At 60.2% G+C, this 14,075-nt stretch carries 8 protein-coding genes; 7 read left to right on the forward strand and 1 reads right to left on the reverse strand.

The features are described from left to right. Positions 1 to 600 precede the first annotated feature (600 nt). Complete coding sequence (locus AB4O01_RS04310) at positions 601 to 969, forward strand: DUF6124 family protein (protein WP_460090782.1); 369 nt, start codon at positions 601 to 603, stop codon at positions 967 to 969. A 144-nt stretch (positions 970 to 1,113) separates the two neighbouring features. On the opposite strand, the gene AB4O01_RS04315 is transcribed toward AB4O01_RS04310, so the two are convergent. Further along, a complete protein-coding gene (locus tag AB4O01_RS04315; RefSeq protein ID WP_095126253.1) occupies positions 1,114 to 1,539 on the reverse strand; it encodes a YciI family protein in 426 nt (141 codons plus the stop codon). Positions 1,540 to 1,882: 343 nt separating this feature from the next. On the opposite strand from AB4O01_RS04315, the gene tpx reads away from it, so the two are divergent. The 6 genes from tpx (at position 1,883) to AB4O01_RS04345 (ending at position 14,066) form a co-directional block, all read left to right on the forward strand. Continuing rightward, positions 1,883 to 2,383, forward strand: coding sequence for a thiol peroxidase (gene tpx / locus AB4O01_RS04320; RefSeq protein ID WP_186624725.1), 501 nt, complete (start codon positions 1,883 to 1,885; stop codon positions 2,381 to 2,383). Positions 2,384 to 2,558: 175 nt separating this feature from the next. Further along, positions 2,559 to 3,866: an MdtA/MuxA family multidrug efflux RND transporter periplasmic adaptor subunit gene (locus tag AB4O01_RS04325; protein ID WP_257354912.1), complete on the forward strand. Its 1,308-nt coding sequence runs from the start codon at positions 2,559 to 2,561 to the stop codon at positions 3,864 to 3,866. Further along, positions 3,863 to 6,964, forward strand: a complete 3,102-nt coding sequence (locus AB4O01_RS04330) for an MdtB/MuxB family multidrug efflux RND transporter permease subunit (protein WP_460090784.1) — start codon at positions 3,863 to 3,865, stop codon at positions 6,962 to 6,964. Before AB4O01_RS04325 ends, AB4O01_RS04330 begins: the two co-directional genes overlap by 4 nt. Positions 6,965 to 7,106: 142 nt before the next feature. After that, positions 7,107 to 10,214 (forward strand): efflux RND transporter permease subunit, encoded by a 3,108-nt coding sequence (locus AB4O01_RS04335; RefSeq protein WP_099759038.1) that lies wholly within the window; start codon positions 7,107 to 7,109, stop codon positions 10,212 to 10,214. Then, positions 10,211 to 11,683: an efflux transporter outer membrane subunit gene (locus AB4O01_RS04340; RefSeq protein ID WP_460090785.1), complete on the forward strand. Its 1,473-nt coding sequence runs from the start codon at positions 10,211 to 10,213 to the stop codon at positions 11,681 to 11,683. The genes AB4O01_RS04335 and AB4O01_RS04340 overlap by 4 nt, the downstream gene beginning before the upstream one ends. Positions 11,684 to 11,984: 301 nt before the next feature. Beyond that, the gene (locus AB4O01_RS04345) at positions 11,985 to 14,066 is read left to right on the forward strand and encodes a putative bifunctional diguanylate cyclase/phosphodiesterase (RefSeq protein ID WP_460090786.1); all 2,082 of its coding nucleotides are present in this window, start codon (positions 11,985 to 11,987) and stop codon (positions 14,064 to 14,066) included. Positions 14,067 to 14,075: the final 9 nt, after the last annotated feature.

Here is a 14,075-nt window from a genome sequence, read left to right on the forward strand (position 1 = left end):
TGGCACTTTGATTTTGCGCACCCTACCTGTTTCGCGTCGAAAAGTCCTCAGCCGTCGTTTATTTGCCGACGAACCAGCGGAAATACGGGTTGCCGCCATCGCCGCGCATCACCCGCCAACTGACTCTGCAAGCGGACGACGCACTGGCGACAGGAGCTGGCGAGTGACACGAGGCTGCGATCTTTTGATCGTGTTTTTTAAATGCAAAATCAAAAGTTCGTCCGATCGCGGCTCTAGCCTTCGGCCGCTACTACATATGCGTATTTCAATTCGGGATGTTTAAACGTTGTTTGGAATTTGCGGAACGTTCCCACAAGGTTTTCAGGTTGTCCGTCGGACGTCGGGTCTCTAGCCTGTGTTCGTCGCTGCCAAATCAGCGACCGGGACTGGAAACCCCGACGGGTATTAGTGGCGCGTACACGCCTTTCATAACGTATCCTTGCGCACTTCGAATGTGTGCACTCCGTTATGGCGGCTGTGCGCGGGGGACCTTCGGGTCGTCCGGGTCGCCGCTGCCCGGGTTTCCAACCTGCGTACAGCTGCCACCTCTTCGTCCGGAAACCGAATGGGGCAGCTCCAATTTTCCAGTGGAGTTACACCATGAAAAAGCCAACACCGAACCCCCCAGAATCAGACGCCGACACCACATCCCCCTACGCCTCAGTCGACAGTAAAAAACTCCACGAAGCCGCCGATCGCGCCCTCGACTACTACCTCAACCCCAGCGCCCATATCATGTCCAGCGCCAACGAGCCGGAACCCATGTACCTCGCCAATCCCAGGTACAACACTGAATCCCTGCTCGCCAACGCCAGCGAAACCCTCGGCTCGGCCAGTGAAATGCTGATGAACTTCGCCGCCTCGCTGGAAACCTCGCAGCGCAAGACTGCACTGGGTATTGCACAGGTTGTCATGCTGGGGGAACTCGCGGTGAATCAGGCATTGGATCACGTCGAGCTCAAGAGCTGATCTCTATTGAATGATCAAGATCCGCTCTATGCCCGAGTGATCGATTCTGTAGGTGTCGAGTGAAACGAGGCTGTGATCTTTTGACTTTGCTTTTCAAGATCAAAAGATCGCAGCCTTCGGCAGCTCCTACATGGGATTTCCGGTTCAGCCGTTTTTCTTGGCCTGTTCGCGGACACGTTCTTCCTGTTCCCGCGCTTCAGGAGTGAACTCAGCGCCGAAGTCTTCTGCAGAAAATATCTGGCGGATTTCAATATCAGAATCGCCTGACATTGGGTTGGGGCAGCGCTTGACCCATTCGATGGCTTCTTCTTTTGATTTCACTTCCCAGATCCAGTAACCCGCTACCAGTTCTTTGGTCTCGATGAACGGCCCGTCGATGACCGTGCGTTTGTCCCCGGAGAAATGCACGCGAGCGCCTTTGCTGCTCGGGTGCAGGCCATCGCAATCGATCAGGATGCCGGCCTTGACCAGTTCTTCGTTGAAGTTGCCCATCGCGGTGATCAGTTCTTCGCTGGGCATGATGCCGGCTTCCGAATCGGCGCTGGCTTTGACAAGGATCATGAAGCGCATGGCGGTTACTCCGTGAGTTTGGTGGGATTCATTGCTTAGTCGAACGGGCCACACTTGAATCGACAGGGTCTCTGGTAAAAGTGCGGAGAATTTTTCACACCGCAGATCTAATTGTAGGAGTGAGCCTGCTCGCGATGGCGGTGTGTCATACACGCAGATGTTGACGGACAGACCGCTATCGCGAGCAGGCTCACTCCTACAAGGGAATTGTGCTGGTTTTGTATACAATTTTTCGCGCAGGCACCCAACAATTTCCAAACAGGGCATAGGTCGTCGGACCATTTCGTGGTTAACTTCGGCCTCTTGCATGCTTTCCAATCAAAACATCAGAAGGACTCAAGTCATGGCTCAAGTCACCCTTAAAGGCAATCCGGTTCAAGTCAACGGCCAGTTGCCACAAGCCGGTTCCAAGGCGCCAGCCTTTTCTCTGGTTGCCGGCAATCTGTCCGACGTCACCCTGAAAGACTTTGCCGGCAAGCGCAAAATCCTCAACATCTTCCCAAGCGTCGACACCCCGACCTGCGCCACTTCCGTGCGCAAGTTCAACGCTCAGGCCAACGACATCGCCAATACCGTGGTGCTGTGCATCTCCGCTGACCTGCCGTTCGCCCAGGCACGTTTCTGCGGCGCCGAAGGTCTGGAAAACGTACAAAACCTGTCGACCTTGCGCGGCACCGAGTTCATCGAGAACTACGGCGTGGCCATCGCTGACGGCCCGCTGAAAGGCCTGACCGCTCGCGCCGTTGTGGTGCTGGACGAAAACGACAACGTCCTGCACAGCGAACTGGTCAAGGAAATCGCTGAAGAGCCTAACTACGAAGCGGCGCTGTCCGTTCTCAAGTAAGCGCTTTTACAATTGTTAACGGCCTGGCCCTGTCCAGGCCGTTTTCATTTGTGTATCAGTGTTTTGCCTCACACCTTGAAACGTAAGTTGAAGGTAAATTGCCGGTAAAGCTGCTTTGCTATTTCCCCACCAGTGCTTATCGTTCAGCCTCCCGTAAAAGAAGCCCACGCGCCCAATGGTTAATGACTCCATGCAATCGTCCCCTCGTAACTCCCGTCGCTGGCTGATCAGCCTGCTGGTCTTGTTGGTGATCGCCGTCCTGTGCTGGAAATTCTGGCCCACCGGTTCAGCCCACAAAGAGGGCGCTGACAAAGCGGCGGCCGGGCACACCGGGCGTTCGGGGATGATGCGGCCGGGCTTCGGTGGCGGCACCGGGCCGATTCCGGTGCGCGTGGCGCCGGCGGTCACCGGCGACTTCCCGCTGTACTACAAGGCATTGGGCACCGTGACCGCGCTCAACACCATCAATGTGCGCAGCCGTGTGGGCGGCGAGCTGGTCAAGATCAATTTCGAAGAAGGGCAGATGGTCAAGGCTGGCGACCTGCTGGCAGAGATCGATCCACGTCCATACCAGAACGCTTTGCTGCAGGCCGAAGGCACCTTGCTGCAGAATCAGGCGCAACTGAAAAACGCCCAGGTCGACGTCGAGCGTTATCGCGGTCTGTACAAAGAGGACAGCATCGCCAAACAGACGCTGGACACCGCCGAAGCGCTGGTCGGTCAGTATCTGGGCACGGTCAAGACCAACCAGGCCGCAGTCAACGACGCCAAGCTCAATCTCGAATTCACCAAGATCCGCGCGCCGATTGCCGGCCGTGTCGGTCTGCGCCAGGTCGACGTCGGCAACCTCGTCACCGCCAATGACACCACGTCCCTCGCGGTGATCACCCAGACGCAACCGATCAGCGTCGCTTTCACCTTGCCGGAAAACAGCCTGGAAACCGTGCTCGCGCGTTATCGCAGCGGCGCCAAGCTGCCGGCCGAAGCGTGGGACCGCGGCGACAGCAAACTGCAAGCCACCGGCGTTCTGCAAAGCCTCGACAACCAGATCGACGTTGCCACCGGCACCCTGAAGTTCAAGGCCCGCTACGATAACCGTGATCAGGCGCTGTTCCCCAACCAGTTCGTCAACGTTCACTTGCTCGCTGACACGCTGAAGGGCGTGGTGCTGGCACCGTCGGCGGCCATCCAGTTCGGCACCAACGGCACCTTCGTCTATGCACTGGATGGCGACAAGAAAGTCACCATTCGCCAATTGAAGATCGGCGCCAGTGATGGCGAAAACACTGTGGTCACCGAGGGCCTGGCCGCCGGCGACCGCGTGGTGCTGGAAGGCACCGACCGTCTGAAGGAAGGCAGCGAAGTGGAAGTGGTCAACGACAGCAACCAAGTGCCGACCACTCCAACTGAACACCTGCAAGGCAAATCTGCCGCCACCCCGACTGACGCTGCTGTCACCGACAAGGCCAAGAAGGGCGCATGAACATTTCGCGGCTGTTCATCCTCCGACCGGTAGCCACCACCCTGAGCATGCTGGCCATTGTTCTGGCCGGCCTGATCGCTTATCGCTTGCTGCCAGTTTCTGCGCTGCCACAAGTCGATTACCCGACCATCCGCGTCATGACCTTGTATCCCGGCGCCAGCCCGGATGTGATGACCAGTGCCGTAACTGCGCCGCTCGAGCGCCAGTTCGGGCAGATGCCGGGCCTCACGCAAATGGCCTCGACCAGTTCCGGCGGTGCGTCGGTGCTGACCCTGCGCTTCAGCCTCGACATCAACATGGACGTCGCCGAACAACAGGTGCAAGCCGCGATCAACGCCGCGACCAATCTGCTGCCCACCGATTTGCCGGCGCCGCCGGTGTACAACAAGGTCAACCCGGCGGACACCCCGGTGCTGACCCTGGCGATCACCTCGAAAACCATGTTACTGCCCAAACTCAATGACCTGGTCGATACGCGCATGGCGCAGAAAATTGCCCAGATCAGCGGCGTCGGCATGGTCAGCATTGCCGGCGGTCAGCGTCAGGCCGTGCGCATCAAGGTCAACCCGGAAGCGTTGGCGGCCAACAGCTTGAACCTGGCGGACGTGCGCACCTTGATCAGTGCTTCCAACGTCAACCAGCCGAAGGGCAACTTTGACGGCCCGACGCGGGTGTCGATGCTCGACGCCAACGACCAACTGACCTCGCCCAAGGATTACGCCAACCTGATCCTCGCCTACAAGAACGGCGCGCCGTTGCGGCTCAAGGACGTGGCGGAAATTGTCGATGGCGCCGAGAACGAACGTCTCGCTGCGTGGGCCAACCAGAATCAGGCGGTATTGCTGAACATCCAGCGTCAGCCGGGGGCCAACGTCATTGAAGTGGTCGACCGCATCAAGGCGCTGCTGCCGAGCATCACCGACAACCTGCCGGCCGGCCTCGAAGTGACGGTGCTGACGGATCGCACGCAGACCATCCGCGCCTCGGTCACTGACGTGCAACACGAATTGCTGATCGCCATCGCCCTGGTGGTGATGGTGACGTTTCTGTTCCTGCGGCGCGCCAGTGCCACGATCATTCCGTCGGTGGCGGTGCCTCTGTCGCTGATCGGCACTTTCGGCGTGATGTATCTGGCCGGCTTCTCGGTCAACAACCTGACCTTGATGGCGCTGACCATTGCCACCGGTTTCGTGGTCGACGACGCCATCGTCATGCTCGAGAACATCGCGCGCTTCATCGAAGAGGGCGACAGCCCGATGCAGGCCGCGCTCAAAGGTGCCAAGCAAATTGGTTTCACCCTGATTTCCCTGACCCTGTCGCTGATCGCAGTATTGATTCCGCTGTTGTTCATGGCCGACGTGGTCGGGCGTTTGTTCCGCGAGTTCGCCATCACCCTGGCCGTGGCGATCCTGATTTCGCTGGTGGTCTCGCTGACCCTGACGCCGATGATGTGCGCGCGTCTGCTCAAGCGCGAACCGGAAGAACACGAGCAGGGCCGTTTCTATCGGGCCAGTGGCGCGGTGATTGACTGGATGATTGCCGAGTACGGGCGGATGCTGCGCTGGGTGCTCAAACACCAGCCGCTGACCTTGCTGGTGGCCATCGCTACGCTGGGGTTGACCGTATTTCTTTACATGGTCGTGCCGAAAGGCTTCTTCCCGGTGCAGGACACCGGGGTGATTCAGGGCATCTCCGAAGCGCCGCAGTCGATCTCCTTCGCCGCGATGGGCGAGCGTCAGCAGCAACTGGCGAAAATCATTCTGCAAGATCCGGCGGTGCAGAGCCTGTCGTCCTACATCGGTGTCGACGGCGATAACGCCACGCTCAACAGCGGCCGCTTGCTGATCAACCTCAAGCCCCATGGCGATCGCGATCTAAGCGCCACTGAAGTGATTGCGCGCCTGCAACCGCAACTGGACAAACTGGTCGGCATCCGCCTGTTCATGCAGCCGGTGCAGGACCTGACCATCGAAGACCGTGTCAGCCGGACCCAGTATCAGTTCAGCATGTCCTCGCCGGATTCCGAACTGCTCAGCCAGTGGAGCGGGAGACTGGTCGAAGCGCTGGCACAACGTCCGGAATTGACCGACGTTGCCAGTGATTTGCAGGACAAGGGTTTACAGGTCTATCTGGTGATCGATCGCGATGCCGCCTCACGCCTTGGCGTCTCGGTGGCGAATATCACCGATGCGCTCTATGACGCTTTCGGCCAGCGGCAGATCTCGACCATTTACACCCAGGCCAGCCAGTACCGCGTGGTGCTGCAAGCCCAGGCCGGAGAGAAGATCGGCCCGCAGGCGCTGGACCAGATTCACGTCAAGACCACCGATGACGCGCAGGTACGCCTGTCGAGTCTGGCTCATATCGAGGAGCGTCAGGCGCAACTGGCGATCACCCATATCGGCCAGTTCCCGGCGGTAATGATGTCGTTCAACCTCGCGCCCGGTGTGGCGCTGGGGCATGCGGTCGACATCATCGAGCAGGTACAGAAAGACATCGGCATGCCCGTCGGCGTGCAGACCCAGTTCCAGGGCGCGGCCGAAGCGTTCCAGGCTTCGCTGTCGAGCACCTTGCTGCTGATTCTGGCGGCGGTGGTGACCATGTACATCGTGCTGGGCGTGCTGTACGAGAGCTACATCCACCCGATCACCATTCTCTCGACCTTGCCGTCGGCGGCGGTCGGTGCCTTGCTGGCGTTGCTGCTCAGCGGCAATGATCTGGGCATGATCGCGATCATCGGCATCATCCTGCTGATCGGTATCGTCAAGAAAAACGCGATCATGATGATCGACTTCGCCCTCGATGCTGAGCGCACGCAAGGCATGGCGCCGGAACAGGCGATCTATCAGGCGGCGCTGTTGCGCTTCCGGCCGATTCTGATGACCACGCTGGCGGCGCTGTTTGGTGCGGTGCCGTTGATGCTCGCCACGGGCTCAGGTGCTGAATTGCGTCAGCCGCTGGGTCTGGTGATGGTCGGTGGTTTGCTGGTCAGCCAGGTGCTGACGCTGTTCACCACGCCAGTGATCTACCTGTATTTCGACCGCCTCGGTCGGCGCTTTGGCAAGACCAATGCTGACACTGAAGAGGTGTCGGGATGACTGTCCGAACACATAACCCTTGTAGGAGTGAGCCTGCTCGCGATGAGGCCGGCACCTGCAACATCAATGTAAACAGACACACCGCTATCGCGAGCAGGCTCACTCCTACAGGGGATTGGTGTGACGTTGGGGATCGCGGTCAATGAACCTCTCCGGTCCTTTCATCAAGCGCCCGGTCGCCACAATGCTGCTGAGCCTGGCGATCATGCTGCTCGGCGGTGTCAGCTTCGGCCTGCTGCCGGTTTCGCCGCTGCCGCAAATGGATTTCCCGGTGATCGTCGTGCAGGCCAGTCTGCCCGGCGCGAGCCCGGAGGTCATGGCGTCCACCGTGGCCACACCGCTGGAGCGCTCGTTCGGCGCGATTGCCGGCGTCAACACCATGAGCAGCCGCTCCAGTCAGGGTTCGACCCGGGTCATTCTGCAATTTGACCTCGACCGCGACATCAACGGTGCTGCGCGGGAGGTGCAGGCAGCGATCAACGCTTCGCGCAATCTGCTGCCGAGCGGCATGCGCAGTATGCCGACCTACAAGAAGGTCAACCCGTCGCAGGCGCCAATCATGGTGCTGTCGCTGACCTCCGATGTGCTGGAAAAAGGCCAGCTTTACGATCTGGCCTCGACGATTCTTTCGCAGAGCCTGTCGCAAGTGCAGGGTGTCGGTGAAGTGCAGATCGGCGGCAGTTCGCTGCCGGCGGTGCGCATCGAGCTCGAACCACAGGCGCTGAACCAGTACGGGGTGGCGCTCGACGATGTGCGCAAGACCATCGCCGATGCCAACGTGCGCCGGCCGAAGGGTTCGGTCGAGGACGGCCAGCGTTTGTGGCAGATCCAGGCCAATGACCAGTTGGAGAAAGCCAAGGATTACGAGTCACTGATCATCCACTACGCCGACGGCGCCGCGCTGCGCCTCAAGGACGTGGCCAAGGTCAGTGACGGCGTCGAAGACCGCTACAACAGTGGTTTCTTCAACGATGACGCGGCGGTGCTGCTGGTGATCAACCGCCAGGCTGGCGCCAACATCATCGAGACGGTCAACGAGATCAAGGCGCAACTGCCGGCCTTGCAAGCGGTGTTGCCTGCCAGCGTAAAGCTGAATCTGGCCATGGACCGCTCGCCGGTGATCAAGGCGACGCTGCATGAAGCCGAGATGACCTTGCTGATTGCGGTGGCGCTGGTGATTCTGGTGGTATTCCTGTTCCTCGGTAACTTCCGCGCCTCGCTGATTCCGACACTGGCCGTGCCGGTGTCGCTGGTCGGCACCTTTGCGGTGATGTACCTCTACGGTTTCTCGCTGAACAACCTCTCGCTGATGGCGCTGATTCTCGCCACCGGTCTGGTGGTGGACGACGCGATTGTGGTGCTGGAGAACATCTCCCGGCACATCGACGAAGGCGTCAAACCGATGCAGGCCGCGTACCTCGGGGCCAAGGAAGTCGGTTTCACCTTGCTGTCGATGAACGTCTCGCTGGTGGCGGTGTTCCTCTCGATCCTGTTCATGGGCGGGATTGTCGAAAGCCTGTTCCGCGAGTTTTCCATCACCCTGGCGGCGGCCATCGTCGTCTCGCTGGTGGTTTCGCTGACGTTGACGCCGATGCTTTGCGCCCGTTGGCTCAAGCCGCACACGCCGGGGCAGGAAAATCGCCTGCAACGCTGGAGCCGTCGCACCAACGACTGGATGGTCGGCAAGTACGCCACCAGCCTCGATTGGGTGTTGCGTCACCGGCGCCTGACCTTGCTCAGCCTGCTGATCACCGTCGGCGTCAACGTCGCGCTGTACGTGGTGGTGCCGAAAACCTTCATGCCGCAGCAGGACACCGGGCAGTTGATCGGTTTTGTGCGCGGCGACGACGGCCTGTCGTTCAGCGTGATGCAGCCGAAAATGGAAATCTTCCGCCGCGCAGTGCTCAAGGACGAAGCAGTGGAAAGCGTCGCCGGGTTCATCGGCGGCAGCAACGGCACCAACAACGCGTTCATGATTGTGCGTCTGAAACCGATCAAGGAGCGGCAGCTGTCGGCACAGAAAGTCATCGAGCGTCTGCGTAAGGAAATGCCCAAAGTGCCCGGTGCGCAGTTGATGCTGATGGCCGACCAGGATCTGCAATTTGGCGGCGGTCGCGAGCAGACCAGTTCGCAATACAGCTACATCCTGCAAAGCGCCGACCTCGGCGAGTTGCGTAAATGGTTTCCGAAAGTGGTCGCGGCATTGCGAGCCCTGCCCGAACTGACCGCCATTGATGCCCGAGAAGGCGCCGGGGCGCAACAAGTGACGCTGATTGTCGACCGCGACCAGGCCAAACGCCTCGGTGTCGACATGAACATGGTCACGGCGGTGTTGAACAACGCCTACAGCCAGCGGCAGATCTCGACTATCTACGACAGCCTCAACCAGTATCAGGTGGTGATGGAGGTCAATCCGAAATACGCCCAGGATCCGGTGACGCTCAAGCAAGTGCAGGTGATCACCGCTGACGGTGCGCGGGTGCCGCTGTCGACGTTCGCTCATTACGAAAACAGCCTGGAAGACGACCGCGTCAGCCACGAAGGCCAGTTCGCCTCCGAAGACATTTCCTTCGACATGGCCGAAGGCGTGACGGTGGAGCAGGGCAGTGCCGCGATTGAGCGGGCGATTGCCAAGCTCGGCCTGCCGGAAGATGTCATCGCGAAAATGGCCGGCACTGCCGACGCCTTCGCCGCGACGCAGAAGAGCCAGCCGTTCATGATTCTCGGCGCGTTGCTGGCGGTGTATCTGGTGCTGGGCGTGCTGTATGAAAGCTACATCCATCCGCTGACGATTCTGTCGACCCTGCCGTCGGCCGGTGTCGGTGCGTTGCTGTCGATCTATGCGCTGGGCGGCGAGTTCAGCCTGATCTCGCTGCTCGGGCTGTTCCTGCTGATTGGGGTGGTGAAGAAAAACGCCATTCTGATGATCGACCTTGCGCTGCAACTGGAACGGCATCAGGGCCTGTCGCCGCTGGAATCGATCCGCAGCGCCTGTCTGCAACGGCTACGGCCGATTCTGATGACTACGCTGGCGGCGATTCTCGGTGCCTTGCCATTGCTGCTCGGCCGGGCCGAGGGCGCGGAAATGCGCCAGCCGCTGGGCCTGACCATCATCGGCGGGCTGATCTTCAGTCAGGTGCTGACGCTTTACACCACGCCTGTGGTTTACCTCTATCTCGACAAGCTGCGCCATCGTTTCAACAAATGGCGTGGCGTGCGTACTGACGCCGCTCTGGAAACTCCGCTATGACTGACCGTTCGCTTATCAATCTGGCCACTGTTCGCGGCTCGCGTCTGCTGAGCCTGTCGCTGTGCGTGGCGATGCTCAGTGCCTGCGCCGTCGGCCCGGACTACCAGCGTCCGCAAACCGCTGAAATCACCCAGTACAAGGAAGCCGCTGGCTGGACCCAGGCCAACCCGAGCGATTCGCTGGCCCGTGGCGCCTGGTGGGAGTTGTACGGCGATCAGCAGCTCAACGGGCTGATCGAAAAACTCAACAATTCCAACCAGACCGTCGCGCAGTCGGAAGCCCAGTACCGTCAGGCCCAGGCCTTGGTGCGCAGTGCTCGCGGAGCGTTCTATCCCAGCGTTGACTTGAGCTTGGGCAAGACCCGCTCCAGCCAAGGTACCGGCAGCAGCAGTTCGAGTCTGAGCAGTTCCTCCAGTGGCATTCGCGACACCTATAACGCCGAGCTGGGCGTCAGTTGGGAAGCCGATGTCTGGGGCAAATTGCGCCGTGGTCTGGAAGCCGATGAGGCCAGTGCCCAGGCCAGTTTTGCCGATCTGGCGGCCATGCGTCTGAGCCAGCAGTCGGAGCTGGTGCAGAACTACCTGCAACTGCGGGTGATCGATCAGCAAAAACGCCTGCTCGAAGCCACGGTTGCTGCTTACGAACGCTCGCTGAAAATGACCCAGAACCAGTACCGCGCCGGCGTTTCCGGGCGCGATGCAGTGGCGCAGGCGCAGACGCAACTGAAAAGCACCCAGGCTGATCTGGTCGACCTGATCTGGCAGCGCGCGCAGTTCGAAAATGCGATTGCCGTGCTGACCGGGCAGGCGCCGGCGGATTTCAACATTGCCGAAGTGCAGACCATTCCAAAGCTGCCCCAGGTGCCGTTGAGCCTGCCCTCGCAGTTGCTTGAGCGGCGTCCGGACATCGCTTCGGCGGAGCGTTCGGTGATTGCCGCCAACGCCAATATCGGCGTGGCCAAAGCGGCGTATTACCCGGACCTGAGCCTGAGCCTGAGCGGCGGTTACAGCAGCAGTACCTCGCAGAACCTGGTCAGCCTGCCGAACCGTTTCTGGTCGGTCGGGCCGAAACTGTCGTTGCCGATTTTCGATGGCGGCATTCGTTCGGCAGAAGTCGACCGCACTGAAGCGGTCTACGACCAGACCGTGGCCAAGTACCGCCAGACTGTGCTCGACGGTTTCCGCGAAGTGGAAAACTATCTGGTGCAGTTGAAGGTGTACGAAGACGAAGCGGCGGTGCGCCAGGAAGCGCTCGATGCGGCCCGCGACTCCCTGCGCCTGACGGAAAATCAGTACAAGGCCGGGTTGATTGCCTACATCGATGTGGTGGTGGTGCAAGCCACGGCACTGAGCAACGAGCGCAGCGTGCTGAACATTCTGCAAAGCCGCTTGATTGCCAGCGTGCAACTCATCGCAGCGCTGGGCGGCGGTTGGGACGGACAACTGGATGTCAGCGATAACACCCGCTGAAGGTTGGCTTCACTGATCGTTCCCACGCTCCGCGTGGGAATGCAGCCCGGGACGCTCCGCGTCCCATCCAGAGCCGAACGCAGAGCGTCCGCTGAGGCATTCCCACGCAGAGCGTGGGAACGATCGGGTAAAGCCGTGAGCGCCGGACCAGAGCCTCGTCGGCCGATCAAACAAACGTTTCATCGGCTTGATGGCCAATTGATTACTTTGTCAGTGCGTTCTTCTGCGTAATCAGTACAATCGCCGCATTTGCCCGACCGAGAATGGACGCAGTCCGCGTTGGGTGGCCACGAGAAATCCCATGCTCATCGGTAGTTATTCCTCCACCCTGGTTTTTATTTCGTTGTGCGTGGCGATTCTCGCTTCCTACACTGCGCTCGACCTCACCGGTCGCATTGCCACGGCCAAGGGCCGTGCGGTGCATTTCTGGAACGCCGGCGGTGCGTTTGCCATGGGTATCGGCGTCTGGTCGATGCATTTCATTGGCATGCTCGCCTTCAAACTGCCGATCGACCTTGGCTACGACATCACCCTGACCGCGCTTTCACTGTTGATTGCCGTGTTGTCCTGCGGGTTCGCCTTGTGGCTGGTCAGCCAGCCAAAACTGCCGATTCTGCAACTGGCCTTCGGTGCGCTGATCATGGGCGCCGGGATCAGTGCCATGCATTACACCGGCATGGGAGCGATGCGCATGACGCCGGGGATCGACTACGACCCGACGCTGTTCGGCGCTTCGTTGCTGATTGCGGTCGGCGCATCGGCAGCGGCGCTGTGGATTGCCTTTCGCCTGCGTAAGCACTCGCCGTATGTGCGCCTGATTCGCGGCGGCGCAGCGGTCATCATGGGTATCGCCATTGTCGGCATGCATTACACCGGCATGGCCGCTGCGCAATTTCCAGACGGCAGTTTCTGCGGTGCCACCGTCAACGGTTTGAAGGGCAGCGGCCTCGACAGCCTGGTGCTGATCACCACGCTGGCGGTGCTGTCGATTGCCTTGCTCACCTCGATCCTCGACGCACGACTTGAAGCGCGCACTGCCGATCTGGCGCATTCGTTGACCGTCGCCAACCGTGAACTTACGCAGTTGGCCCTGCACGACACCCTGACCGGCCTGCCGAATCGCATGTTGCTCGACGACCGGATCAATCAGGCGATGAAAAAGGTCAACGAGCAGGGCGGCTGCTTTGCCTTGATGTTCATCGATCTGGACGGCTTCAAACCGGTTAATGATGCGTTCGGCCATCACATGGGGGATCAGTTGTTGCGCGAAGTCGGCGTGCGCCTGCGTGAAGACTTGCGCAGCCTCGACACGCTGGCGCGGATCGGTGGCGATGAATTCGTGTTACTGGTGCGCCTCAGCGAACCCAATGATGCGCTGGGACTGGCGGCGCGTCAGGTCGGTCTGATCGCACAATCATTCCGCGTTGCCGAGCATGACTTGCAGATCTCCGCTAGCGTCGGCATCGCCCTGTACCCGGGCAATGGCCAGACCGCGCAGGAGCTGCTGATGAACGCCGACGCGGCGATGTACCACGCCAAGGGCGGCGGCAAAAACGGTTACAGCTTTTTCGATGCGTCAATGAACAACAACGCGCGCAAGCAGTTGCAGTTGTTGCAGGACCTGCGCGCGGCGCTGGAACACAGCCAGTTCAGTTTGCATTACCAACCCAAGTTCGACGCCGCCAACGGCCGTCCGGTCGGGGCTGAAGCGCTGTTGCGCTGGGAGCACCCGATCCACGGCATGCTGATGCCGGACAAGTTCATTGACCTGGCCGAGAAATCCGGGCTGATCATCCCGATCGGCGACTGGGTGCTCAACGAAGCCTGTCGCCAGATGCGCGAATGGTATGTGCTCGGTTACACCGATTGGCGTATCGCGGTGAACCTGTCGGCGTTGCAGTTCTGCCACACGGGACTGGTGCGCAGCGTGGCCAAGGCGCTGGCCACGCACCACTTGCCGGCCAACAGCCTGACTCTGGAAATCACCGAAACCACGGCCATGAGCGATGCCGATGCGAGCATGATGGTGTTGCAGGAACTGTCGGACATGGGCGTCGACCTGTCGATCGATGACTTCGGCACCGGTTATTCCAGCCTGATGTACCTCAAGCGATTGCCGGCCAACGAGCTGAAGATTGATCGCGGTTTTGTGCGCGATCTGGAGCATGACAGCGACGATGCGGCGATTGTCTCGGCGATTGTCGCGTTGGGGCAGGCACTGGGTTTGCGCATTGTCGCTGAAGGTGTCGAGACCGGTGTGCAGCAGGCGTTTCTGACTGAACTGGGCTGTGATTCGTTGCAGGGTTATCTGCTCGGGCATCCGATGCCGGCGGACAAATTCATGCAGGATATTGCGCGGGGTGAGCAGTCAGCGGTGGTCTGATCGACCGCG

This window comes from Pseudomonas sp. S2_E02, assembly GCF_054668355.1.

Excerpts from the sequence above, each read along its gene's own strand:
- AB4O01_RS04330 (WP_460090784.1), top strand. The coding sequence starts at position 3,863 with ATGAACATTTCGCGGCTGTTCATCCTCCGACCGGTAGCCACCACCCTG.
- AB4O01_RS04315 (WP_095126253.1), bottom strand. The coding sequence starts at position 1,539 with ATGCGCTTCATGATCCTTGTCAAAGCCAGCGCCGATTCGGAAGCCGGC.
- tpx (WP_186624725.1), top strand. The coding sequence starts at position 1,883 with ATGGCTCAAGTCACCCTTAAAGGCAATCCGGTTCAAGTCAACGGCCAG.
- AB4O01_RS04340 (WP_460090785.1), top strand. The coding sequence starts at position 10,211 with ATGACTGACCGTTCGCTTATCAATCTGGCCACTGTTCGCGGCTCGCGT.
- AB4O01_RS04325 (WP_257354912.1), top strand. The coding sequence starts at position 2,559 with ATGGTTAATGACTCCATGCAATCGTCCCCTCGTAACTCCCGTCGCTGG.
- AB4O01_RS04335 (WP_099759038.1), top strand. The coding sequence starts at position 7,107 with ATGAACCTCTCCGGTCCTTTCATCAAGCGCCCGGTCGCCACAATGCTG.
- AB4O01_RS04345 (WP_460090786.1), top strand. The coding sequence starts at position 11,985 with ATGCTCATCGGTAGTTATTCCTCCACCCTGGTTTTTATTTCGTTGTGC.
- AB4O01_RS04310 (WP_460090782.1), top strand. The coding sequence starts at position 601 with ATGAAAAAGCCAACACCGAACCCCCCAGAATCAGACGCCGACACCACA.